Source organism: Lentzea sp. JNUCC 0626, from assembly GCF_043632865.1.
In the GTDB taxonomy this organism is placed as follows: domain Bacteria; phylum Actinomycetota; class Actinomycetes; order Mycobacteriales; family Pseudonocardiaceae; genus Lentzea.
On sequence record NZ_CP171635.1, the window covers coordinates 7,407,878 to 7,428,692 of the forward strand.

Consider the following 20,815-nt stretch of genomic DNA (forward strand, 5'->3'; position numbering starts at 1 on the left):
GCACCCCCAAGGAACTCTTACCCCGCCGCGACCGAAACGATGCCCCTACTAGTGCACGATCAGGAAAACGAGCAAGGCCAACCCCAACGGCGCCAACAAGAGCAGCGTGAAGAGGAACGCCTTCCAGCGGGACATGTGCGGCAGCCCGGCCGTGTGCTCTGCCAACGCCTGCTTGACCTCCCGCGGCGCCGACTCGTCGTTGACGAACATCCGCACCCCATCAGCGTCGACCAGTTCCACCCAGTGGAAGTCGACACTGCCGGCCGGCACGCGCACCCGCCGCACGGACGTCAGCCGCCCGAGGTCGACCGTCCGCCGCCCGCTCAACGTCCGCCCGCTCAGGTGCCGCTCGTCCACGACCTCCAACCCCATCCCCTTGGGCAGGAGCACCAGCAGGAACACCAACCCGGCGGACAGCCCGATCCCGACGATCCCCGCCCCACCGCGGCTCAGCGACCACCCGCCGAACACCGCCAAAGCGGCACTGACCAGCACCACGGCCGCCGCCACCACGCGCGCTCTCCCCATGACCGCCCCCAATCGCTCGCACCGTCAACGCCCGAAACGATGCAGCTGTTGAGCTTGGCGAGGGAACCGAACCGGCATAACGTGGGTCATACCGGTACATGAGCAAGTAGGAGGTGTGTTCCGGTGTACATCGACGAGAACGGTGCGGCCGACGCCGAACTGAAGGTGACCGTCGAGGACGAGGAGTACACCGCCGACGTCACCTTCGACCTCGACCAGGACGGCGTGAACGACTCCGCCGTGGTCGCGACGGATGACGGCGGACATCTCGCGTTCACCGACACGAACGGCGACGGCGACGCCGATCTGATGAGCACGTTCGACAAGGACGGCAATCTCCTCAGTCAGGCGCGCTTCGAGGAGAATTCCGGCGAGTGGGTTGCCGTCGACCCGAACGACACGAACGCCGAAAAAACGAATTCGTCTTCCAAGCAGGCGATTGTCGTGGTGACCGACGACGGTGAACGAAACGTCGGGCAGGCCACCGAGGACACCGACGGCGACGGCAAGGCCGACACCGCGGTGGTCAAGGACGACGACGGCGACACCTGGCTCTTCACCGACTCGAACGGCGACGGCAAGGCCGACGTGGCGACCGAGATCACACGATCCGGCGAGGTCACGATGTCGGAACACCGAGGTGACGACTGGGTGGAGGTCGAGCACGGCCACATCGAGTCGGACGGCCGGTACGTCACGGACTCGAAGAGCGGCATTCTGGACGACTCGGACGACTGGCTCGAGGAAGAACGGTTCGACGGCGTCGTCCGAATCGATTCCACAACGGGTCAGTGGATCAGCCCGAACTGACGTCCGACTGAAACGCAGGTCACAGGCCCCGGTGTGGTGAGAACCGCACCGGGGCCTCTTGTGTTTTTCCAACCTCAACCGCGCCTTAACGCCGTCCGAGTGCTGAATCGATTCCAGAATCGGTTTTGTGAGGGAAGCGACAGGCTGGGGGTGCTTTACCTGCCATTCACCGGGCTAACCTCGGTCCATCCCCTTCCCAGCACGCCCGGCCCCACCGGGCGTCTGGAGCTATTCCCGAGGACGACGAAGTCCTGCACCGGACCCACCACGTGCTCGGGTTGCCGAGGCGTTCAGTCAGGAGACGAGACGAGATGACGGCAGTGACCATTCCCGGTCTCGAACAGGCACCTACCAACCACGCGCAGTTGCTCGCCTGGGTTCAGGAAGTCGCGGAGCTGACCTGCCCTGATGAGGTTGTTTGGGCTGACGGGTCTCAGGGTGAATGGGACCGTCTGACGAAGAAGCTCGTCGACGCCGGCACGTTCGTGCCGCTGAAGAAGAAGCCCAACTCGTTCTGGGCCGCCTCGGACCCCAGCGACGTCGCCCGCGTGGAGGAGCGCACGTACATCTGTTCGGTGCGCGAGGAGGACTCGGGCGCGACGAACAACTGGATGGACCCTTCCGAGATGAAGGCCATCATGACCGAGCTCTACCGGGGCTGCATGCGTGGTCGCACGATGTACGTCATTCCGTTCTGCATGGGCCCGCTGGACGCGGAGAAGCCGATGCTCGGTGTCGAGATCACCGACTCGGAATACGTCGTCGTCTCCATGCACATCATGACCCGCATGGGCACGAAGGCGCTCAACCTGTTCGGTGAGGACGCCCCGTACGTCCCCGCGCTGCACTCCCTCGGCGCTCCGCTGGAGCCGGGCCAGGAAGACGTGCAGTGGCCGTGCAACACCACCAAGTACATCTCGCACTTCCCGGAGACCCGCGAGATCTGGAGCTTCGGCTCCGGCTACGGCGGCAACGCGCTGCTGGGCAAGAAGTGCTTCTCGCTGCGCATCGCGTCCGCGATGGCGCGCGACGAGGGCTGGCTCGCCGAGCACATGCTGATCCTCAAGCTCACCTCGCCGGAGAACAAGGCGTACTACATCGCCGCCGCGTTCCCGTCGGCCTGCGGCAAGACGAACCTCGCCATGCTCGAGCCGACCATCCCCGGCTGGAAGGTCGAGACGCTCGGCGACGACATCGCGTGGATGCGCTTCGGTGAGGACGGCCGCCTCTACGCGGTGAACCCGGAGAACGGCTTCTTCGGCGTTGCGCCCGGCACGGACTACCACACCAACCCGAACGCGATGCGCACCATCGCGAAGGGCAACTCGCTGTTCACGAACGTCGCGCTGACCGACGACGGCGACATCTGGTGGGAGGGCATGGGCGAGCCCCCGGCCCACCTCACCTCGTGGAAGCACCAGGACTGGACGCCGGACAGCGAGGAGCTCAGCTCGCACCCGAACTCCCGTTACTGCACGCCGATCGAGCAGTGCGACATCAAGGCCGCCGAGTGGGACGACCCGAAGGGCGTGCCGATCAGCGCGATCTTCTTCGGTGGCCGTCGCGCCACGACGATCCCGCTGGTCACCGAGTCGCGCGACTGGCAGCACGGCACCTACATGGGCGCCACGCTGTCGTCGGAGACCACGGCCGCCGCGGTCGGCAAGACCGGCGTCGTGCGTCGCGACCCGATGGCGATGCTGCCGTTCATCGGCTACAACGCCGGTGACTACTTCCAGCACTGGGTCGACCTCGGCAAGCGCGCCGACGCCGACAAGCTGCCGAAGATCTTCTACGTCAACTGGTTCCGCCGTGGTGAGGACAAGCGCTTCCTGTGGCCCGGATTCGGCGAGAACTCGCGCGTCCTGAAGTGGGCGATCGAGCGCCTCGAGGGCAAGGCCGCCGCCCAGGAGACCCCGATCGGCTACGTGCCCACTGCGGCCGACCTGGACCTGGAGGGCCTGGACGCGTCGCGTGAGGACATCGAGGCGTCGCTCGCGTTCGACGCCGACGAGTGGCGTGCCGAGATCCCGCTCGTCGAGGAGTGGTTCGCGAAGATCGGCGAGAAGGTCCCGACCACGCTCCGCGACGAGCTGGCGGCCCTGAAGCAGCGCCTGGGCTAGTTCTCTCAGGTGTTTTAGTGATGACCCAGCGGTCAATGGCGACCGCTGGGTCATCTTTTTGAGGTACTACTGATCGTGTGACGAACGATCTCCCCGGCGGCCTGAACTACGACGGCTCGACGCGCGATGTGGAGGTCGGCCCGACCACGGGCATCGTGCGCTACTACCCGGTCCCGCCCGCCCCGCCGGTCCGCACGCCGTGGTGGCGGTTCGCGCTCGTGTTCGGCGCGGGTTTAGCCGTTGGCGTGGTTGCCGGCGTGGTCCTGTGCAGCAATTTCCTGTGAGTCAGCGCAGCTCATCGTCCACTTGAGACGAAGTTGTCCACAGGTGTGGACGGCTTTGTGCACATGTTGTGGATAGCTGTGGACAAGCCTGGGGGCAACCGATGACCGTCCGGCCGCTCGTGTTCCTGGACGTCGACGGCACGCTCCTGCCGTACGCCGGGGCCGAGGTGCCGACGACCGTCCAGGGCTGGGTGGAGTGGCAGCTGCCGTCCAACCCGCACCTGGCGACGATCGATCGCGATCACGTTCCGCGACTGCTCGCGCTGCCGTGCGACCTCGTCTGGGCAACGGGCTGGATGCACGACGCCAACACCGTGCTCGCGCCGTTGCTCGACCTGCCGTCACTGCCCGTGGCGGCGCTGCCGGACGCGCCCTACGAGAACAACTTCGACGTGCTGCACTGGAAGACGCAGGTCCTGGTGGAAACCGCCGCCGGACGGCCGTTCGCGTGGATCGACGACGAACTCGGCGATCTCGACCGCGAGTGGGTGAAGGCGAACCACGACGGTCAGGCGTTGCTGCTGCGCGTCGACTCGCAGACCGGTCTCACCACAGACGACCTCACCACGGTCGAGAACTGGGTCAGGCAGGCAGCGGGTTGTCCCTGATGCCCTGCAGGGTGCCGCTGAACGCCCGGTTGGCCTCGGCGTAGCAGACGGCGTTCGTCCAGCCCTCCGACCAGGCCTGCGAACCGGGGTTGCGCCACGCGGGGAACACGTCGGTGCGCTTGTCCGAGCCGAGGTAGTCGTGCACGGCCTTGGTGCACTTGTCCTTGGCGACCGAGTTCATCTGCTCCTTGGACGGAGCGGGGTCGGTCGACTTGCCGAGCGACACGACACCGGCGGGCACGGCCTCGGAGAGATGCGGCGTGTTGCAGGCGACGACCTTGACCTCCTGGTCCTTGGACGGCGATCCCTGCGTGCACGTCTGGAAGGTGCCGAACCCGTTGTCCTTCAGGGTGTTCTTCACGGAACCCTTGCGCGCCAACGGCTTCTCGTCCGGGCTGATCTCCACGACGGTGCACAGCCGCCAGCGCTGCCCGTCCTTCCAGCCCTGCTCGTTCGGCCAGAACGCCCAGACCCGCAGGCGCGTCGAGTCCGAGTCGCCGCCGCCCAGGTAGTCGCCGAGCGCCTGACGGCACGGCGGCAGCGCGGCCTTGCGCAGCACCTGCGTGTCCGGGTAGGTCGCCGGCAGGCCGGACATCTCGCCGACGCTCATGACCTCGGCCTCGTGCGATTCGGTGCACTGCAGCGTCTTCAGCTCGTACGCGTTCATGCACTGCCCGGCCTTCGGCAGCGTGGGTGCGGAGGCGGAGGCCGTCGAGGGCAGCGGTCCGGGGACCGCCTGCCCTCCCACCTGAATCGCGCACGCGGACAGCGTCAACGCGCTCAGGACAATTGCCACCGCCAGCCGCACACGAGTCACACCACAGAGACTAGGGCCTTGACCTGATCGGCGATGTCCCGACGCTGCTTTTCGAACGCCGGATCGGTCAACGCGGCCGGGTCGGCGGGCTGTCCGAGCACCGGCGTGTGCAGGTGACCGCCAAGCACGTTCGTTGCGCCGTAACCGATTCGCAGCCGGTTGGCCCGGTACATGCTCTCGTTGGAGAGGTAGTCACCGCCGCCACCGGACGCCGCGATCCGCCCAGGAGTCGGGTTGTCGGTGCGGCACGACTGCTGCGAGCCGACGACGACCCACTCGCAGAACGCCAGGTTGTAGTTCACCGCGAACGGGCCGGTGCCGGCGTCGATCATCTTCTGGAACGGCAGCGAAGTCTCGATGAACTCGGTCGTCGGCTGCGGCCAGCCCGCCGCGTCCGGGACGCTGCCGTACGAGTTCACGTTGTTGTTGTCCGCGAACCCGCCACGCCAGCGCGCCGCCCACCGTTCGATGTCGAACCTGCCGGGCCTGCCCTGGCTGATCGTCACGAACGCGTCGGGCTTCTGCTGCACCGCCTGGCCGTAGAAGTTCTCGACAACACCCTCGTCGAAACCGCCCCACAGCACGGGAAGCACGGCGGCCTGGAGCACGACCTTGCCGGTCGGCGTGGAGATCTCACGTCCGTCGAGCTGCAACGCCGCCGCACCGGCCGGGTTCGCGCGGCGCACGTTCACGCCGGTGAGCTGGAACGGGTCGAAGCCGGTGACCGCGATCTTGCGCACGCCGGGCTTGGTGGGGAACTTCGCATCGCTCAGGCCTCGCGACGCCCAGTCGAACTGCTGGATCAGCTTCGCGCGGTCGTTCGGCGCCAGCGTGAACTTCGGCTTCCACTGGCGCAGTGCGGAGCTGAGCTGGAGCCGCGCCCAGTAGAGCGGGCGGTCGTCGTAGGCGTCGTGCGCTGTCGGTGCTGTGCTCTGCGCGCGGGCCACGGCGGCCTTCCACAGGGCGTTGCCCTCGCGTTCCACGAACTGCTGCGCCTGCTTGGAGACGACCTGGCGGCACAGCTTCGCGGTGAAGTCGGTGACCCGGCCGTCGAATCCGGCGAGCTTCACCAGGGACGGACCGACGGCGGGGCCGCCGGCGACGAGGGTGTCGTCGAGTCGTTGCTCCTCGACGGTCAGCGGGACGGTGGTGTCGTAGCAGTTCGCGTCCTGCGCGTGGGCGACGGCAGGGCTCATGGTCAGGGCGAGTGCGGTCAGTCCGACCAGTCCGGCGATGGTTTTCACGACTTCGATCCTCAACGCAAAGGGCCACCCGCCGTAACCGACGGGTGGCCCATAGTGTTGCCGACTGCGTCTCAGTGGGCCGCGATGGGCTTCACCCGAGGGTTGTCCTCGTCGACGTGGTAGTCCGACGGGTCCGTCTGGTCGGTTCCGTTGAACCACTTGGCCTTCTTGGCGATCAGCGTGACGACCACCGCGACCAGCAGGTTGACGAACAGCGCGACGATGCCGACGTAGATCTGCGTCGTCGAACCGCCGAACGGGTGCCACCCGAGGATCGAGATGTTGCCCAGCGGCAGCGCCGAGCCGGCGAAGTGCGCCTTGCCGATGGCCGGGTTGCCGATCGTGTAGAGCAGCCACATGCCGTAGCCCATGCCCGCGATCCAGCCGGCGACCAGGGCGTAGACGTGGAACCAGCGGGTGTACAGCGCGATCGCGACCGCAGGCAGCGTCTGCAGGATCATCACGCCGCCCATGAGCTGCAGGTCGATCGAGAACTGCGGGTCGACGAACACGATGAACGCGACGGCGCCGAACTTCACCACCAGGGAGGCGAGCTTGGCCTGCTTGGCCTCCTCCGCCGGGGTGGCGTTCTTCTTCATGTACTCCTTGTAGACGTTGCGCGTCCACAGGTTCGCCGCGGCGATGGACATGATCGCCGCCGGCACCAGCGCGCCGATGCCGATGGCCGCGAACGCGATGCCCGCGAACCACGACGGGAAGTTCGCGCCGAAGAGCTCGGGGACGATCGTGTTCGTGTCCGGACGGCCGGTCGCCTGGTTGACGATCGGCTTGGTGCCCGCGCTGATCGCGACGAAACCGAGCAGTGCCAGCAGACCCAGCAGCAGCGAGTACGCGGGCAGCGCCACCATGTTGCGCTTGATGACGTTGCGGCCGCGGCTCGCGAGGATGCCGGTCAGCGAGTGCGGGTAGAGGAACAACGCCAGCGCCGACCCGAGTGCCAGCGTCGCGTACTGCAGCTGGTTCGTGCCGGTCAGCAGGATGCCGTCGGTCTTGCTGGGCGTCGCGTCGAACTTGGCCTGCGCGTCGTTGAAGATCTCGCCCCAGCCGCCGAACTTCGACGGCAGGTAGATGATCGCCACCAGGATCACCAGGTAGATCAGGATGTCCTTGACGAACGCGATCAGCGCCGGCGCCCGCAGCCCCGACTGGTAGGTGTAGAGCGCGAGGATCAGGAACGCGACGAACAGCGGCAGGTGGCCGAGGATGCCGGAACCGTTGAGGCCCATGGACCGCAGCACCGCTTCGAGGCCGACGAGCTGCAACGCGATGTACGGCATGGTCGCGACGATGCCGGTGACCGCGATGATCAGCGCCAGCCAGTGCGAGCCGTAGCGGCCCTTCACGAAGTCCGCGGGCGTGACGTAGCCGTGCACGCGGCTGACCGACCACATCCGCACCAGCGGCAGGAAGACCAGCGGGTACAGGATGATCGTGTACGGCAGCGCGTAGAAGCCGAGCGCACCCGCGCCGAACATGAGCGCCGGCACCGCGACGAAGGTGTAGGCGGTGTAGAGGTCACCGCCGACGAGGAACCACGTGATCCAGCTGCCGAACTTCCTGCCGCCGAGCCCCCACTCGTCGAGGTGCTCGAGCGTGTCGCCCTTCTGCCACCGCGCAGCCAGGAAGCCCATCACGGTGACGAGCAGGAAGAGAGCGCTGAAAACGATCAGCTCGGTCCACTGCATCAGTTCGCTCCCTCGTCCAGGTCGTCAACGCCGAGCTTGTCGGGCTTGCCGGTGACCACGGGCTCGTCCTTGGTCTTGACGTAGACGATCCCGACGCACAGGACGCCGAGCGGGACGAACAGGAACTGGTACCAGTAGAAGAACGGCAGCCCGAAGACCCTGGGCTCGTCCATGTTGAACCACGGCGTGATGAGCATGAACAGCGGAAGTATCAGCAGCAGGTTCCAGTTGCTCCAGCGCAAGCCGGTCTTGTGATCCGACGGCATGGTGGCCCTCCGTGTACGCGGTGTTGCGCGGATGTTAGGCCTGGTTGACGTAGTCGTCAGCCCCGTGATCGCAATCGTTGCCGTCGCCTTAACGTTCCCTTTGGATTAATCCGCCGTCAGACGGCTGGCGAGGTCCTGTTCGGCCGCGTCGAAGTACTCGTCGAGTTGCCCGACCGCCTCGTCGACCGTGCCCTTGTTCAACAGTTCGACGATCTTGCGGTTCCACGGCAGGTACGTCCGGTGGAAGGCGTCGACCTCGCGTGCGACCCGGAACGCGAGCATGAGCTCGGCGAAGAGCCGGTCCGACTCGTCACTCAGCCGGACGCTGCCCGCGAGGCCGACGATGCCGCGGTGGAACTGGATGTTCGCTGATCCGGTCTTGCTGAAGTCGTTCTTCTCGGCGCGGGCCACGGCCTGGCGCACCGGCGCCCGGACGGCCTCCCGCTGCGCCTCGGTGACGTCGTTCCACAGGCGGAGCGAGCCGCCCTCGATGACCCGGCGCGCCGCGTACAGGTCGCGCACGTCCTCGCTGGTGGGCCGTCGCACGAACACGCCCCGGCTGTGCTCGTGCACCAGGATCCGGTCGCGCGTGAGCAGCCGGAACGCCTCCCGCAGCGTGTTGCGGCTGACCCCGAGCGCGCCGCCGATGGCCTCTTCGCTCAGCCGCAGACCGGGCTCCAGCTCACCGTCGAGCACCCGCTCCCGGAGCATGTCGGCGACCTTCTGCGCGGTGCTGGCGCGCTCCAGGTCGGACTTGCTCTGGGCCAGCGTCGACACCCACGTCTCGGTCACCAAGGCAGTCTATTCCCAGGATCGTTCAATTGCCCTATCGTAGAATCGTTCAACAATCCCACAAAACGCACGGGCACCACCGAAGGGGGAGATCAACATGGACCTGAACGCAGACCTGGGCGAGGGCTTCGGCCACTGGACCCTGGGCGACGACAGCGCGTTGCTCTCGGTGGTGACCAGCGCGAACATCGCCTGCGGCTACCACGCGGGCGACGCCGACACGATGCGAGCCACCTGCACCTCCGCCGCCGAAGCGGGCGTGGCCGTGGGCGCCCACGTCGGCTACCACGACCTGGCGGGCTTCGGCCGCCGCTTCGTCGACGTCGCTCCGGACACCCTGACCAACGAGGTCCTGGCCCAGTTGGGCGCGCTCTCGACGTTCGCCAGGATCGCCGGTACTCGCATCTCCTACGTCAAACCCCACGGCGCCCTCTACAACACCCTGGTCCGCCACGAGGCCCAGGCCGACGCCGTGGTCGACGCCGTCCGCATGTTCGACCCGACGCTCGCCGTGCTGGGCCCGCCGGGAGCCGTCTGGCTGAAACGAGCCTCGGTGGCGGGCCTGCGCGTGTGGCACGAGGCGTTCGCCGACCGCGCCTACACCTCGTCCGGAACCCTGGTCCCGCGCACCGAACCAGGCGCCGTCCTGCGCGACCCGGCCGAGATCGCCGCGAGGTGCGTCCAGCTGGCGACCGAGGGCTGGGTCCGCAGCGTCACGGGCAGGCCGGTTCGCATCCAGGCCGACTCGATCTGCGTGCACGGCGACACCCCGAACGCCGTGCAGATCGCCCGCACGGTCCGCGCGGCCCTGGAGGCGGCAGGGGTGGCCGTGGCCAGGGTCGAGTCGCCGCTGAGGCACAGCCGCCAGCCTGCCTGATTCCTCAGCCGCCAGCCCGCCTGATTCCTCGGCCGCTGGCTCTCCCCGCGCGATTCCTCATGACGCAACGCGCGACCGCCGGTTTTGGTTCCCGCTCTGTCCACAGGCCACGCCAGCTGTCCACAGGCTACGCCTGGCTCAGCCGCCCTGACGCACCAACGCCGCTGCCCCGACCAGTCCGGCCTCTCCACCCAACTCCGCGGCCCGCACCTCGAGCCCGTCCAGATAGGACAACCCGGCGTGCGTCTTCAACGTCCGCCGGATCGGCTCGAACAGCAGCTCCCCGGCCTGCGCGACCCCACCGCCGACAACGGCCAGCTCCAGGTCGCACACCGCCGCAGCCCCGGCGATCGCCATCCCGACGGCCCGCCCGGCCCGTTCGAAGGCCTCCAGCGGAATTTCCTCGCCGGCCAACGCCGCCGCAGCCAGCAGAGCCGCGTCGGCGTCATCCGGCGCCTGCCATCCGACCCGCCGCGCCCACTCCACCATCCGCGGCCCACCGGCCACGGTCTCCGCGCACCCGCGCCCACCGCAGCTGCACGGCAACCCGTCCGGCTCCACCACGATGTGCCCGATGTGTCCCGCGTTGCCGGTCCGCCCGCCGAACGGCCGCCCGTCCAGCACCAGCCCGCCCCCGACACCGGTCGACACGACGAGCCCCACCATGAACCGGCTGCCTTGCCCGGCTCCGCGCCAGTGCTCGCCCAGCGCCATGCACACGCCGTCGCCCGCCAGTTCCACCGGCACGCCGGGGAACAGCGAGGCCACCGACGAGCGCAGCGGGAAGGCCTGCCAGGACGGCACGTTGATCGGCGAGACGGTGCCGGTGACGGTGTCCACCGGTCCTGCCGACGCGATCCCGACGCCGGCCACCGCCGAGTCCTGCACCACGGAAGACACCACCGACACGACGGCGTCCCACGGGTCGGAGGCCGGAGTCGGCACGCGCGACGAACGCACGACCGCGCCGAAGGGGTCCACCAGAGCAGCGGCGATCTTGGTGCCGCCGAAGTCCAGTGCCAGCACCAGATCAGTCACGGTGACCGAGCTTAACCAGCCACGACGAGCCGGATGGGCGCAGTGGTCCGAACCAGGTCCCCGGCGGTCACCCGCACCACCGCCGTCCACTCCCCGGCCGTCGCCCACGCGGGCGCCGACAGCGTGAAGTCCAGCGGCACCCGGCCCTGCGCCGGCAGCATCCCGCCCACGCAGAACGGCCCGGCCAGCTCCCACGACGACCTCGGCGACAACAGCCGGGCCTGCACCGGCAGATCGCCCAAAGCACCGGACGCCAGCACCACCCGCACCAACGCGGACTCCCCGGCCCGCACCGAAACCGCAGAGGGACAAGACGCCACCCACACCACCTCGACGGGATCGGCACCATCCCACTCCGGCACGGTCAGCAACGCCACGTCGTAGACCTCGAACGGCAGCCCCTCCAGCACCGCCCGCACCGGATGACACCCCGGCGTGCGCGGCCCGGCCAGCCGAACCTCGGCCGACACGTACCCACCCGCGGGCAACGACACCGGCAGCGTCATCCACGAGGCGGACCACCCGTCGGGCAGCACCAGCCGCACCACGCCGGAAAACGCGTCCCCGTCCGACACCACCACGACCCGCAACCGAGCCGGCCCCACCACCTCGACCTGCACGTTCGCCCCGAGCCCACCCAACGGCGCGGGCTCGTGCAGCCAGTACCGCCCGAACACCGGCGTCACGGCGGGCGAACCAGGCCCCAACGGCTCCCCGGCCACCGCCAGCCGCGACGGAACGGAATCCAGCACCCCGCAAGAAGGCGACCGGGAGCCCAACACCGCGAACAGCCGAGACGGCCCGAGGTGATCGACGGAGTTCCACAGCACGAAGGTCGAAGAACCGACCATCTTCTCGCCGACCTCGCTGTGCCACACGCTCACCGGTCCGACCAGCCGAGGCGCCTCCAACGCAGGCCCGTCCACGGCCACAAGAGACGCGATCGGGTCGTAAGACAGGACGTAGTGAGTGGACGCGATCTCCGTGCCGAAGCCGCGCTTCCACCCGTGGTCAACGGAATCTTCGACCAACGAGAACGTCCGCCACCCGCGCGCGGGCACGTCACGCGCCAAGAACGTCACGGTCACGCCATCCACCAACGTGGGCAGCACGACCCCATCAAGCTCCACGTGCACGTTGCGCGCGTACGGCAGATGCACGGACACGACGTCAGTGCACGCCACGGACAACGGGTTCCACACCACCACCGACGAGTCCACAGTGGACGTCAACGCCGCCAAGGACCGCGCCACCACCTCCGACCGCAGGTCAAAGGCCTCCCGAGGGTGCGCCGCCGAAGCGCGGCTCAACGCCGAGGAAGGAAACGCCGCCCCGCTCAACCGTGCCGCGTGCGACGCGAACACAGCAGCAGGCGAGTCATCCTCAGCAGCGCGCGGCACCGGCACAGCGCCGCGCAGGTAGTAGTCACGCGGCAACGAGCAGACGACCCGTGGCCACGTGTAGCGCGCGCTCCAGTCGTGATGGACAGCGGTGACCCACGGGCTAGGAGCCTCGTGATCAGCACCGACGGGCATCATCACGTGCGGCGCCGACGCAGCAGACCGCATCTCCAGAAACGCCGCGTAGACCGACCGCGAAGCCTCACCCAACGATGAGACGGCCAGCGAGGGCCCGTCAGGCAGCGACGACAGCACCGGCGCCACACCGACCACATTGGACTCGGACCCGACGACCTCGACCCGCCCCTCCGAGATCAGCCGCAGCAACAACGACCGGTGCTGCGGAAACGTGTCCCAGTAGGGCTGCAACAACTCGACCGACGTCACCGCGAACCGGTACGCCGGATCGGTCAGCGCCAGATCCAGATGAGCCCGCAACGCACCAAAAGGCGCATCCCCGGCCACGTGCCCGACGAGGTGCACGGTCCACCCCGGCGAGCCCACGACCAGCGAGAACGCGCACGACTCCTCACCGGCGTCCGACCGCACGACCGCCACCGCCGGCACCACCGCACCGGGCTGGTGCTCGGACACGTCGACCGCGAGCTCGTACCCGAACGGCCCCGGCCGCAACGACCCGCCGTGCCGCGGCGAGCGCAGACCGGGCCCCGACAGGTGCGCGCGCACCGGCCCCGCCAACCCAGGCGAGGTCAGCCGCACCACCTGCAGCAGCGCGGTCCGAGGTCCGACGAACAGTTCGGTCGACTCGGCGACGATCACCGGAGCATCGCACCACTGATCACCACCGGGCGGAATTCCCCGATGGTGGCGAAAAACCTAGCGCTTGAGCATCCGAGTCAGACCGGCCGCGACCGTCGTCGCCAGGATCCACCCGGTCACGATCAGCCCGGACGCGATGTACTGCGACGCCCCCGGCGTCTGCCACCGGTTCTTGTTGCCGAAGTCCACGATGGGCACGACCAGGTCGATCGTGTAGATCCACGCGTTCCACGGCAGGTGGTCGTCGTCGTTGATCTCGATCAGCGGTCCCTTGAACTGGAACCACAGGCTGCCCACGACCCACGCCGCGATCAGCCACCCCAACGCGCGCGCCGGACGGTAGCCGTAGCCGACCATCGACCGTTGCAGGAAGCTCCACAACAGCACCAACGGCCCGAAGAACCGCATGCCCTCGGCGACCGCCTTGTACCGCAGGCGTTGCTTCTCGATCAGCACGGTCGAGGCGTGTTCCTCGTTGCCCGCCGCCGTCAGCATCTCGGCGAACTGGTCGTACGGCCGCGGGTGGTAGCTGCGCCGCATCGCCTGCCGCAGCCAGCGCAGCCGTTGCTGCACCTGGTCGTCGTCGCGCAGGTCGATCGGGTACGCGAGCGAGTCGTAGCGGAAGTCGTCGAGGTCGATGAACCCCGTGGCGTTCCAGAAGTTCTCGTTGTCGTCCAACGAGGTGCAGCGCGCCTGCCGCAACGTCACGAGCCCCTTCGGCGGCGACACGACGTTGAGCATCAGCTCCTGCACCTGCATGCCCATGGCGTTCAACGCGTGGCTGTCGAGCTTGTAGCCGAGCACCGCGCCGTTGAAGTTCGCCATGCGGCCGATCACGGCACGACGGCAGCGCACGCCGCCATGCGCGACGAACTCCTTGTCGCCGCGTGCGCAGATGAGGTCGCGTCCGATCGTGGCGCCACCGATGTCGAGCGACGGCTTCTCGCGCGGCTGGTGCCGGTACTTGCCCGGCTTGATCAACCGGCTGCCGCGCAGGTCGAGGTTCGCGCCCACGGTGATGCCGCGCAGCTCCAGCCCACCGGACACCTCGGACTCGCGCACCACGAAGTTGCTGCCGATCTGCGACCGGTTGGCCAGCACGGCGTCGGCGGCCGGGTTGTCGACGGAGGCCCGTTCGATCGTGATGCTGCCGCGCACGTGCGTGTCGACCATGCGCAGCTGGCCCTTGATCTTCACCCCGCGCCCGACGACGTCGCCGCCGATCTCCGCGCCGTCCACGTGCAACGCGCGTCCCGCACCGGTCGGGTCGGTGCCCACCGAGTTGGGCGAGACGGCGTCCAAAACGGCCTCTGCCAGCGACAACGTGCCGCCGATCTTCGCGTTGACCGCGCGGATCGTGCCCTGGCTCGTGAAGCCGCGGTCGAGTTCGAGGTCGCCGGTGACGTCCACGCGGTCGAGGACCAGCGTCGCGGACGGGTCGGCGTGCGGGTCGTTGGTGTGCTCGAAGTCGGAGCCGCGCGTGAGCGTCGCGCCGCTCAACGACAACGTCGAGCTGATCCGGGCGTTGGACAGGAACACCACGCCGTGCGAGGTGAACGTGCCGAGCAGGTTGCCGCCGACCTGCATCCCGTTGCCGTTCAACGAGAAGCCGTCGCCGTTCTCCAGCACCGCGCTGCCGAGGTTGACGTTGCCGCCGATCCGCGCCCCCGCGAGCCGCACCTCGCCCTCGGTGACGATGCCGAACCCGAGCAACGCGCCCGCGACGGTCAGCCGGTCACCGTGCAGGCACAGTCCGCCGGGCACGCTGAACCTGGTGTCGCGCAACAACACCGAGCCCGCGATCTCCGCGTCGGTGAGGTCGGTCAGACCGTTCACCCGGCAGTCGAGCAACGAGACGTCGTTGCTGCTGCTCAGGTTCCGCGCCTGGAACCCCGGCAGGTCGCAGTCGGTGAACGAGATCCCGGCCAGGTTCGCCTGCCGCACGTCCGGCGCCGCCTCGAAGACGCACCGCTCGAACTCCAGCACGTACGGCACCTCGACCGCGCGCAGGTCGAGGACGTCGGTGACCACCCGGTCCACCACGCGGATGACGGGTGGGGTGCTCGGCTTGCGCCGAGGCAACCGCCACCCGCCACCACCTGAGTTGTCGTTCTCCCCCAACAGCCCCCGCAGCACGTCCGCCGCGGAGACTTTCCCCCTCGCCACGCGACCAGGCTAGGCCGGGTCGGCCGGGCCGTGGTGCGTCGGGTCGAGCACGCGGGCCAGGAACTCCTGGGTGCGTGGTTCCTGCGGGTTGCCGATCACCTCGGCCGCAGGGCCCTCCTCGACGATGTAGCCGCCGTCCATGAAGATCACCTTGTCGGCGACCTCGCGGGCGAACTGCATCTCGTGCGTGACGACCAGCATCGTCATGCCCTCGTCGGCGAGCTGGCGCATCACGCCGAGCACGTCACCGACGAGTTCGGGGTCGAGCGCCGACGTCGGCTCGTCGAACAGCATGACCTCGGGGTCCATCGACAGCGCACGCGCGATGGCCACGCGCTGCTGCTGCCCGCCGGAGAGCTGCGCGGGCATCGAGTGCGCCTTCTCGCTCAGCCCCACGCGTTCGAGGTTGTGCAGCGCGACCCGCTTCGCCTCCTCCTCGGAGCGCTTGAGGACCTTGCGCTGCGCCACCGTGAGGTTCGCGAGGACGTTGAGGTGCGAGAACAGGTTGAAGCCCTGGAACACCATGCCGATCTTGGTCCGGGCGGAGTCGATGTCGACGTCCGGATCGGTCAGCTCGGTGCCGTTGACGACGATCTTGCCGCCGTTCGGCTCCTCCAGGATGTTGACGCAGCGCAGCAACGTCGACTTGCCGGAACCCGACGGGCCGATGATGCAGACCACGTCGCCGCGCTGGACGGTGAGGTCGATGTTCTTGAGGACTTCCAGCGGGCCGAACGACTTCTTCAGCCCGGTGATCTCGACGGCGACATCGCTCATGCCGACACCTTCTTCTTACCGCTGGTGCCACGACGCTCCAGGTACCGAGACAGGTACCCCAGCGGCAGCGTGATGATCAGGTAGCACAGACCCGCGATGAGGATCGGCGTGAGGGACGGGCTGCGGCTCAGCGTCTCCCGGCCGAACTTGGTGAGCTCGTACTGCTCGCGGAACAGGCCGAGGATGTAGATGAGCGAGGAGTCCTTGGTGAGCAGGATCAGCTCGTTCGTCAGCGGCGGCAGGATGATCCGGAACGCCTGGGGGATCACGATCGTGATCATCGCGCGGCTCTGCGACATGCCGAGCGAACGGGCGGCCTCGACCTGACCCTTCGGCACGGCCTGGATGCCGGCGCGGATCGTTTCCGCCATGTACGCGGCACCGACGCCACCGAGCGCCAGCATGACCGTGGTCAGCGGCGGGAACTGCATCTGGAACGCGATCGGCACGCCGTAGTAGATGCCGATGAAGACCAGCAGCGCGGGGACGCCGCGGAAGAACTCGATGTAGACGGTCGCGATCCAGCGGTAGGGAGCGACCGAGGAGAGCTTCATGAGCGCGAGCACGAGGCCCAGCGCGAGGCCGAAGGCGAAGCCGAGCGCGGTGTAGATGATGGTGTTCTTCAGCGCCACGGTGATGACGCTCGGGAACATCGAGGCGGCGATCTCGGTGTTGAAGAACGCGCCCTTGATCTGCCCCCAGTCGGCCAGGAAGGCGACCAGGGCGGCGATGACTACCAGAAGTCCGTACTGCGCGTAGCGGATGTATTCCGCGCGCTTGCGCTTGGACATGGCCATTGCGGCTCCTACCGGAGGTGGTTCGGACAAGCGGCGGGGCCGGCGCGTTCGAGCTCGCACCGGCCCCCACAACCGCGACTACTTCGACGTCGGCTTCTTGCCGAACCACTTCTCGTAGATGGTGTCGTAGCGGCCGTCTTCCTTGGCCTTCTTCAACACCTCGTTGACCTTGGTGGCCAGGGCGGTGTTGCCCTTCTTGATGCCGATGCCGTACTGCTCACCGGTGTCGAACTCGGTGGTGACCTCGGTGTCCGGGAACTCCTTGGCGTAGTCGTAGAGCACGCCGTTGTCGTTGATCACGGCGTCGACGGCGCCGGTGCGCACGGCCGTCTCCGACAGCGGGAGGTCCTCGAACTGCACGACGGTGTAGCCGTTGGCGGCCGCGTTGTCGTTGCCGTACTTCTCACCCGTGGTGTCCTGCTGGACGCCGAGCTTCTTGCCCTTGAGGTCGGCCAGGGTCTTGAGGTTCGACCCCTTCTTGACCAGCAGCGCCTGCGAGGCGTCGAAGTACGGGTCCGAGAAGTCGATCGCCTGCTTGCGCTCGTCGGTGATCGTCATGCCCGCGGCGGCCAGGTCGCACTGGTTCGCGTTGAACGACGTGCCCGACGTGATCGTCTCGAACGGCGTGTCGAAGATCTGCTGGGTGACGCCGAGTTCCTTGGCCACCAGGTCGACGAGGTCGACGTCGAAGCCGACGGTCTTGTCGCCCTCGCTGAACTGGAACGGCTTGTAGGAGAGGTGGGTGCAGGTGACGAGCTTGCCTGCCTGCACCAGCGTGACGCCCGAGTCGCCAGCGGGCTGGTTCACGGGAGTCGCGCAGCCTGAAGCTGCCATCACGGCCAGTCCCAAGGCCGGGATCATGGCCATCAACTGCCTGGTTCGACGAGCCACTGCGTCACTCCTCGTAACTGTCGCGGACGAGTGAACGGGATCCTGCCACTCGGGTGACGCCCTGGACAGCACGTGCGTGTTACAGGCCACTCGCCTGCAACGTTTTTGCGTCAAATGACGCGATTGAGCACAGAATCTTGCGTGATTTGGCTCAGATCACACAGCATCTGCACATATTGCGCACGAATGATTACTACCAGCTAGTACTTTCTTGATCAGGATTTGATCACGACAGTGCTGGTCAGCGTGTTCTGTCGACCATCAGACCTGCCACCAGAGCGGTCCAGCCGGTCTGGTGCGTCGCCCCGAGACCCTCGCCGGTGTCACCGTCGAAGTACTCGCTGAAGGTGACGTGCCTGCGCCAAAGGGGTGACTCGGATGCCTCCACGCGCTTGCCGTCCGCCGGCCTGCGCCCGTCGTGGTCGGGCAGGAAGAGCCCGACGAGGCGATCCGAGAGCTCGTCCGCGACCTGGCCCGCGGTCACCCAACGTCCGGAGTGCGTCGGCATCTCGACCTGGAACATGCCGTCGTGGAACGCGCAGACCGTGCGCAACGCCTCGACCAGCAGCGCGTTGGTCGGCAGCCAGATCGGCCCGCGCCAGTTGGAGTTGCCGCCGAACATCGGCGTGTGCGACTCGCCCGGCTCGTACCCCATGCGGTGGTCCTGGCCGGCGACCTTGACCTCGAGCCCCTCGCGGTGCGCGGCGCTCAGGCTGCGGATCCCGTGCGGCGACAGGAACTCCTGCTCGTCCAGCATCCGGTGCAGCACGCGCTTGAGCTTGCCCTCGTCGAGCAACGACACGAACGCGCCGCGCTCGTAGTGGAACGTGATGAACTGCCGCAGCTCAGGCCGTCGCTTCAACAGGTGTTCGAGCCTGCTCGTGAACCCCTGCAACTCCTCCAGCACCCACGGCTCCAGCACCGCCGACGCCAGCAGGGGGATCAGCCCGACCATCGACCGCACGCGCACCGGTTCGGACTCGACCGACCCGTCGTGGCTCCGGCGCGACACCCTGTCGTAGCAGAACCCGTCCTCGTCGTGCCAGATCCCGCCGCCGTGCGACCCGAAGTGCGTGAACGCCTCCGCGATCGACAGGAAGTGCTCGACGAACTTCGTCGCGACGTCCTCATAGGACTCGTCGTCGCGCGCCAGCTCCAACGCGATCTGCATCAGGTGCAGGCTGTACGCGGCCATCCACGACGTGGCGTCCGACTGCTCCAGCCGCCACTCGCCGAGCATCGGCTCGGACCGGTTGACGGGCCCGATGTTGTCCATGCCGAGGAACCCGCCCTCGAACAGGTAGCTGCCGTCGGCGTCCTTGCGGTTGACCCACCACGAGAAGTTGAGCAGCAGCTTGTGGAAGACCTTGGCGAGGAACCCGCGATCCCGGCTCCCGTCCGCCCGGTACACCTGCAACGCCGCCCAGGCGTGCACCGGCGGGTTGACGTCCCCGAACTCCCACTCGTAGGCCGGAATCTGCCCGTTGGGATGCATCATCCACTCACGGCAGAACAGCAACAGCTGCTCCTTCGCGAACGCGGGATCCACGAGCGTGAACGGAATCGTGTGGAACGCCAGGTCCCAGGCCGCGAACCAGGGGTACTCCCACTCGTCCGGCATGGAGATCACGTCGGCGACGTCGAGGTGCCGCCAATGCACGTTGCGCGCCTCAGGGGTGCGTCGTGAGCTGGGCGCCTCGGGCTTCGTCGGGTCGCCGTCCAGCCAGTCCCGCGTCCGGAACCGGTAGTGCTGCTTGGTCCACATCAACCCCGCGAGCGCCCGCCGCAGCACGTGCTTCTCTTCGTGGCCGGTCTGCGGCGCGATCGCGTCGTGGAACTCGTCCGCTTCGAGTTTCCGTTGCCGCATGGTCTCTTCGAAGCTCGGCCCGAACGGGTCCAGGTGCCCGTCCCCGCCGATGAGCCGCAGCCGGATCGTCACCGTCTCGCCCGGCTCCACCGGGTCGAACGAGTACCAGGCCGCGAACTTCGTGCCCGCCACACCAGCGTCATCAGGCCCCACGACCTGACACGACGACGTGCTGCCGCGCACCACGTAGTCGCAGATGCCGTCCTTCGCCCACGGCGACGGATTCCGCTCGGCGCCGAACAACGCCATCTCGTTGCTCTCGTTGTCCGTCATCAACATCGACGGCGAGTCGTCGAGGTGAAGCGTGTACCGGCCCAGATTGCCGTGGTCAGCCGTGACCTTCCGTCCGGCCGTGGTGCTCGCAACGAGCTGACACGGCCGTTGGTCCCGCCCCCAGGCCCACGTGTTGCGGAACCACAACTGCGGCAACAGGTGCAGCGGCGCGCCCACGGGCCCGTGGTTGGTGGCGCTGATCTCGACGCAGATGTCGTCCGTCTCGGCCTTCGCGTACGTGACCTGCACGTCGAAGAACCGGTTCTCCTCCAACACACCCGTGTCGCTCAGTTCGGGCTCGCGGTTCTCCCGCCCGGCGTTGCGCGCCATCTCCCGCAGCTGTCCGTACGGGAACTCCCTTTGGGGATACCGGTAAACCATCTGCATCCACGAGTGCGTGGGCGTCCCGTCGGTGATCCACCAGTGCTCTTTGACGTCCTCGCCGTGGTTGCCCTCTTCGTTGGCGAGGCCGAAGTACCGCTCCTTGAGGATCGGATCCTTCCCGTTCCACAAGGCCAGCGCGAAGTTCATGAACCCGTGCACGTCGCAGATGCCGGCGATGCCGTCCTCGCCCCAGCGGTAGGCACGGGACCGGGCGTGGTCGAACGGGAACGAGGCCCAGGCGTCCCCCGCGGGCGAGTAGTCCTCCCGGACCGTCCCCCACTGGCGACCGGAGAGGTACGGCCCCCACAGCCGCCACGGCGAAGTCGGTGCATCCGACTCCGCGAGACGCGCCCGTTCCGCTTGTTCGCCCATCGCCCCAGTGTGGGA

General features: G+C 67.8%; 18 protein-coding genes. 5 read left to right on the forward strand and 13 right to left on the reverse strand.

All coding sequences use genetic code 11. The features are described 5' to 3' along the window. Positions 1 to 48: 48 nt before the first annotated feature. Positions 49 to 528 carry a hypothetical protein gene (locus tag JNUCC0626_RS34060; RefSeq protein WP_394614841.1) on the reverse strand — a complete coding sequence of 160 codons (480 nt, stop codon included), beginning with the start codon at positions 526 to 528 and terminating at the stop codon, positions 49 to 51. A 123-nt stretch (positions 529 to 651) separates the two neighbouring features. On the opposite strand from JNUCC0626_RS34060, the gene JNUCC0626_RS34065 reads away from it, so the two are divergent. The 4 genes from JNUCC0626_RS34065 to JNUCC0626_RS34080 all read left to right on the forward strand — a co-directional run bounded on the left by JNUCC0626_RS34065 (position 652) and on the right by JNUCC0626_RS34080 (position 4,353). Then, positions 652 to 1,338: a hypothetical protein gene (locus JNUCC0626_RS34065; RefSeq protein WP_394614842.1), complete on the forward strand. Its 687-nt coding sequence runs from the start codon at positions 652 to 654 to the stop codon at positions 1,336 to 1,338. 311 nt (positions 1,339 to 1,649) lie between these two features. After that, the gene (locus JNUCC0626_RS34070; RefSeq protein WP_394614843.1) at positions 1,650 to 3,461 is read left to right on the forward strand and encodes a phosphoenolpyruvate carboxykinase (GTP); all 1,812 of its coding nucleotides are present in this window, start codon (positions 1,650 to 1,652) and stop codon (positions 3,459 to 3,461) included. A gap of 77 nt (positions 3,462 to 3,538) precedes the next feature. Then, positions 3,539 to 3,745, forward strand: a complete 207-nt coding sequence (locus tag JNUCC0626_RS34075) for a hypothetical protein (protein WP_285636855.1) — start codon at positions 3,539 to 3,541, stop codon at positions 3,743 to 3,745. A 101-nt stretch (positions 3,746 to 3,846) separates the two neighbouring features. Beyond that, entirely contained in the window at positions 3,847 to 4,353 is a 507-nt protein-coding gene (locus tag JNUCC0626_RS34080) for an HAD domain-containing protein (protein ID WP_394614844.1), read from the forward strand. Here the strand turns inward: JNUCC0626_RS34080 and JNUCC0626_RS34085 are convergent. From JNUCC0626_RS34085 to JNUCC0626_RS34105, 5 genes are all read right to left on the reverse strand, one after another. Further along, positions 4,328 to 5,170 carry a septum formation family protein gene (locus JNUCC0626_RS34085; RefSeq protein ID WP_394614845.1) on the reverse strand — a complete coding sequence of 281 codons (843 nt, stop codon included), beginning with the start codon at positions 5,168 to 5,170 and terminating at the stop codon, positions 4,328 to 4,330. The two genes, JNUCC0626_RS34080 and JNUCC0626_RS34085, sit on opposite strands and share 26 nt — an antisense overlap. After that, on the reverse strand, positions 5,167 to 6,414 hold the full coding sequence (locus tag JNUCC0626_RS34090) for a hypothetical protein (protein WP_394614846.1): 1,248 nt from the start codon (positions 6,412 to 6,414) through the stop codon (positions 5,167 to 5,169). Before JNUCC0626_RS34090 ends, JNUCC0626_RS34085 begins: the two co-directional genes overlap by 4 nt. 71 nt (positions 6,415 to 6,485) lie before the next feature. Then, a complete protein-coding gene (gene mctP / locus JNUCC0626_RS34095) occupies positions 6,486 to 8,120 on the reverse strand; it encodes a monocarboxylate uptake permease MctP (protein WP_382441239.1) in 1,635 nt (544 codons plus the stop codon). After that, positions 8,120 to 8,386, reverse strand: a complete 267-nt coding sequence (locus JNUCC0626_RS34100; protein WP_394614847.1) for a DUF3311 domain-containing protein — start codon at positions 8,384 to 8,386, stop codon at positions 8,120 to 8,122. The genes mctP and JNUCC0626_RS34100 overlap by 1 nt, the downstream gene beginning before the upstream one ends. Positions 8,387 to 8,491: 105 nt before the next feature. Next, on the reverse strand, positions 8,492 to 9,178 hold the full coding sequence (locus JNUCC0626_RS34105) for a GntR family transcriptional regulator (RefSeq protein WP_394614848.1): 687 nt from the start codon (positions 9,176 to 9,178) through the stop codon (positions 8,492 to 8,494). A gap of 97 nt (positions 9,179 to 9,275) precedes the next feature. Between JNUCC0626_RS34105 and JNUCC0626_RS34110 the strand changes: the two genes are divergently transcribed. Further along, positions 9,276 to 10,055 carry a LamB/YcsF family protein gene (locus tag JNUCC0626_RS34110; RefSeq protein WP_394614849.1) on the forward strand — a complete coding sequence of 260 codons (780 nt, stop codon included), beginning with the start codon at positions 9,276 to 9,278 and terminating at the stop codon, positions 10,053 to 10,055. A 138-nt stretch (positions 10,056 to 10,193) separates the two neighbouring features. Here the strand turns inward: JNUCC0626_RS34110 and JNUCC0626_RS34115 are convergent, their stop codons facing one another. The 7 genes from JNUCC0626_RS34115 to JNUCC0626_RS34145 all read right to left on the reverse strand — a co-directional run bounded on the left by JNUCC0626_RS34115 (position 10,194) and on the right by JNUCC0626_RS34145 (position 20,800). Next, on the reverse strand, positions 10,194 to 11,093 hold the full coding sequence (locus JNUCC0626_RS34115; RefSeq protein ID WP_394614850.1) for an ROK family protein: 900 nt from the start codon (positions 11,091 to 11,093) through the stop codon (positions 10,194 to 10,196). An 11-nt stretch (positions 11,094 to 11,104) separates the two neighbouring features. Further along, on the reverse strand, positions 11,105 to 13,273 hold the full coding sequence (locus JNUCC0626_RS34120) for a hypothetical protein (RefSeq protein WP_394614851.1): 2,169 nt from the start codon (positions 13,271 to 13,273) through the stop codon (positions 11,105 to 11,107). A gap of 57 nt (positions 13,274 to 13,330) precedes the next feature. Further along, the gene (locus JNUCC0626_RS34125; RefSeq protein ID WP_394614852.1) at positions 13,331 to 15,439 is read right to left on the reverse strand and encodes a hypothetical protein; all 2,109 of its coding nucleotides are present in this window, start codon (positions 15,437 to 15,439) and stop codon (positions 13,331 to 13,333) included. Between the two features lie 9 nt (positions 15,440 to 15,448). After that, positions 15,449 to 16,216, reverse strand: a complete 768-nt coding sequence (locus tag JNUCC0626_RS34130) for an amino acid ABC transporter ATP-binding protein (RefSeq protein ID WP_394614853.1) — start codon at positions 16,214 to 16,216, stop codon at positions 15,449 to 15,451. Beyond that, positions 16,213 to 17,013 carry an amino acid ABC transporter permease gene (locus tag JNUCC0626_RS34135; RefSeq protein WP_394614854.1) on the reverse strand — a complete coding sequence of 267 codons (801 nt, stop codon included), beginning with the start codon at positions 17,011 to 17,013 and terminating at the stop codon, positions 16,213 to 16,215. Before JNUCC0626_RS34135 ends, JNUCC0626_RS34130 begins: the two co-directional genes overlap by 4 nt. A 78-nt stretch (positions 17,014 to 17,091) precedes the next feature. Beyond that, entirely contained in the window at positions 17,092 to 17,904 is an 813-nt protein-coding gene (locus JNUCC0626_RS34140) for a basic amino acid ABC transporter substrate-binding protein (protein WP_394614855.1), read from the reverse strand. A 241-nt stretch (positions 17,905 to 18,145) separates the two neighbouring features. After that, positions 18,146 to 20,800: an MGH1-like glycoside hydrolase domain-containing protein gene (locus tag JNUCC0626_RS34145; RefSeq protein ID WP_394614856.1), complete on the reverse strand. Its 2,655-nt coding sequence runs from the start codon at positions 20,798 to 20,800 to the stop codon at positions 18,146 to 18,148. Between the last annotated feature and the right edge of the window lie 15 nt (positions 20,801 to 20,815).

What these genes read in the sequence shown, in the direction of transcription:
- JNUCC0626_RS34060 (WP_394614841.1), bottom strand. Translation starts at nt 528, where the DNA reads ATGGGGAGAGCGCGCGTGGTGGCGGCGGCCGTGGTGCTGGTCAGTGCC.
- JNUCC0626_RS34070 (WP_394614843.1), top strand. Translation starts at nt 1,650, where the DNA reads ATGACGGCAGTGACCATTCCCGGTCTCGAACAGGCACCTACCAACCAC.
- JNUCC0626_RS34080 (WP_394614844.1), top strand. Translation starts at nt 3,847, where the DNA reads ATGACCGTCCGGCCGCTCGTGTTCCTGGACGTCGACGGCACGCTCCTG.
- mctP (WP_382441239.1), bottom strand. Translation starts at nt 8,120, where the DNA reads ATGCAGTGGACCGAGCTGATCGTTTTCAGCGCTCTCTTCCTGCTCGTC.
- JNUCC0626_RS34100 (WP_394614847.1), bottom strand. Translation starts at nt 8,386, where the DNA reads ATGCCGTCGGATCACAAGACCGGCTTGCGCTGGAGCAACTGGAACCTG.
- JNUCC0626_RS34110 (WP_394614849.1), top strand. Translation starts at nt 9,276, where the DNA reads ATGGACCTGAACGCAGACCTGGGCGAGGGCTTCGGCCACTGGACCCTG.
- JNUCC0626_RS34130 (WP_394614853.1), bottom strand. Translation starts at nt 16,216, where the DNA reads ATGAGCGATGTCGCCGTCGAGATCACCGGGCTGAAGAAGTCGTTCGGC.
- JNUCC0626_RS34135 (WP_394614854.1), bottom strand. Translation starts at nt 17,013, where the DNA reads ATGGCCATGTCCAAGCGCAAGCGCGCGGAATACATCCGCTACGCGCAG.
- JNUCC0626_RS34145 (WP_394614856.1), bottom strand. Translation starts at nt 20,800, where the DNA reads ATGGGCGAACAAGCGGAACGGGCGCGTCTCGCGGAGTCGGATGCACCG.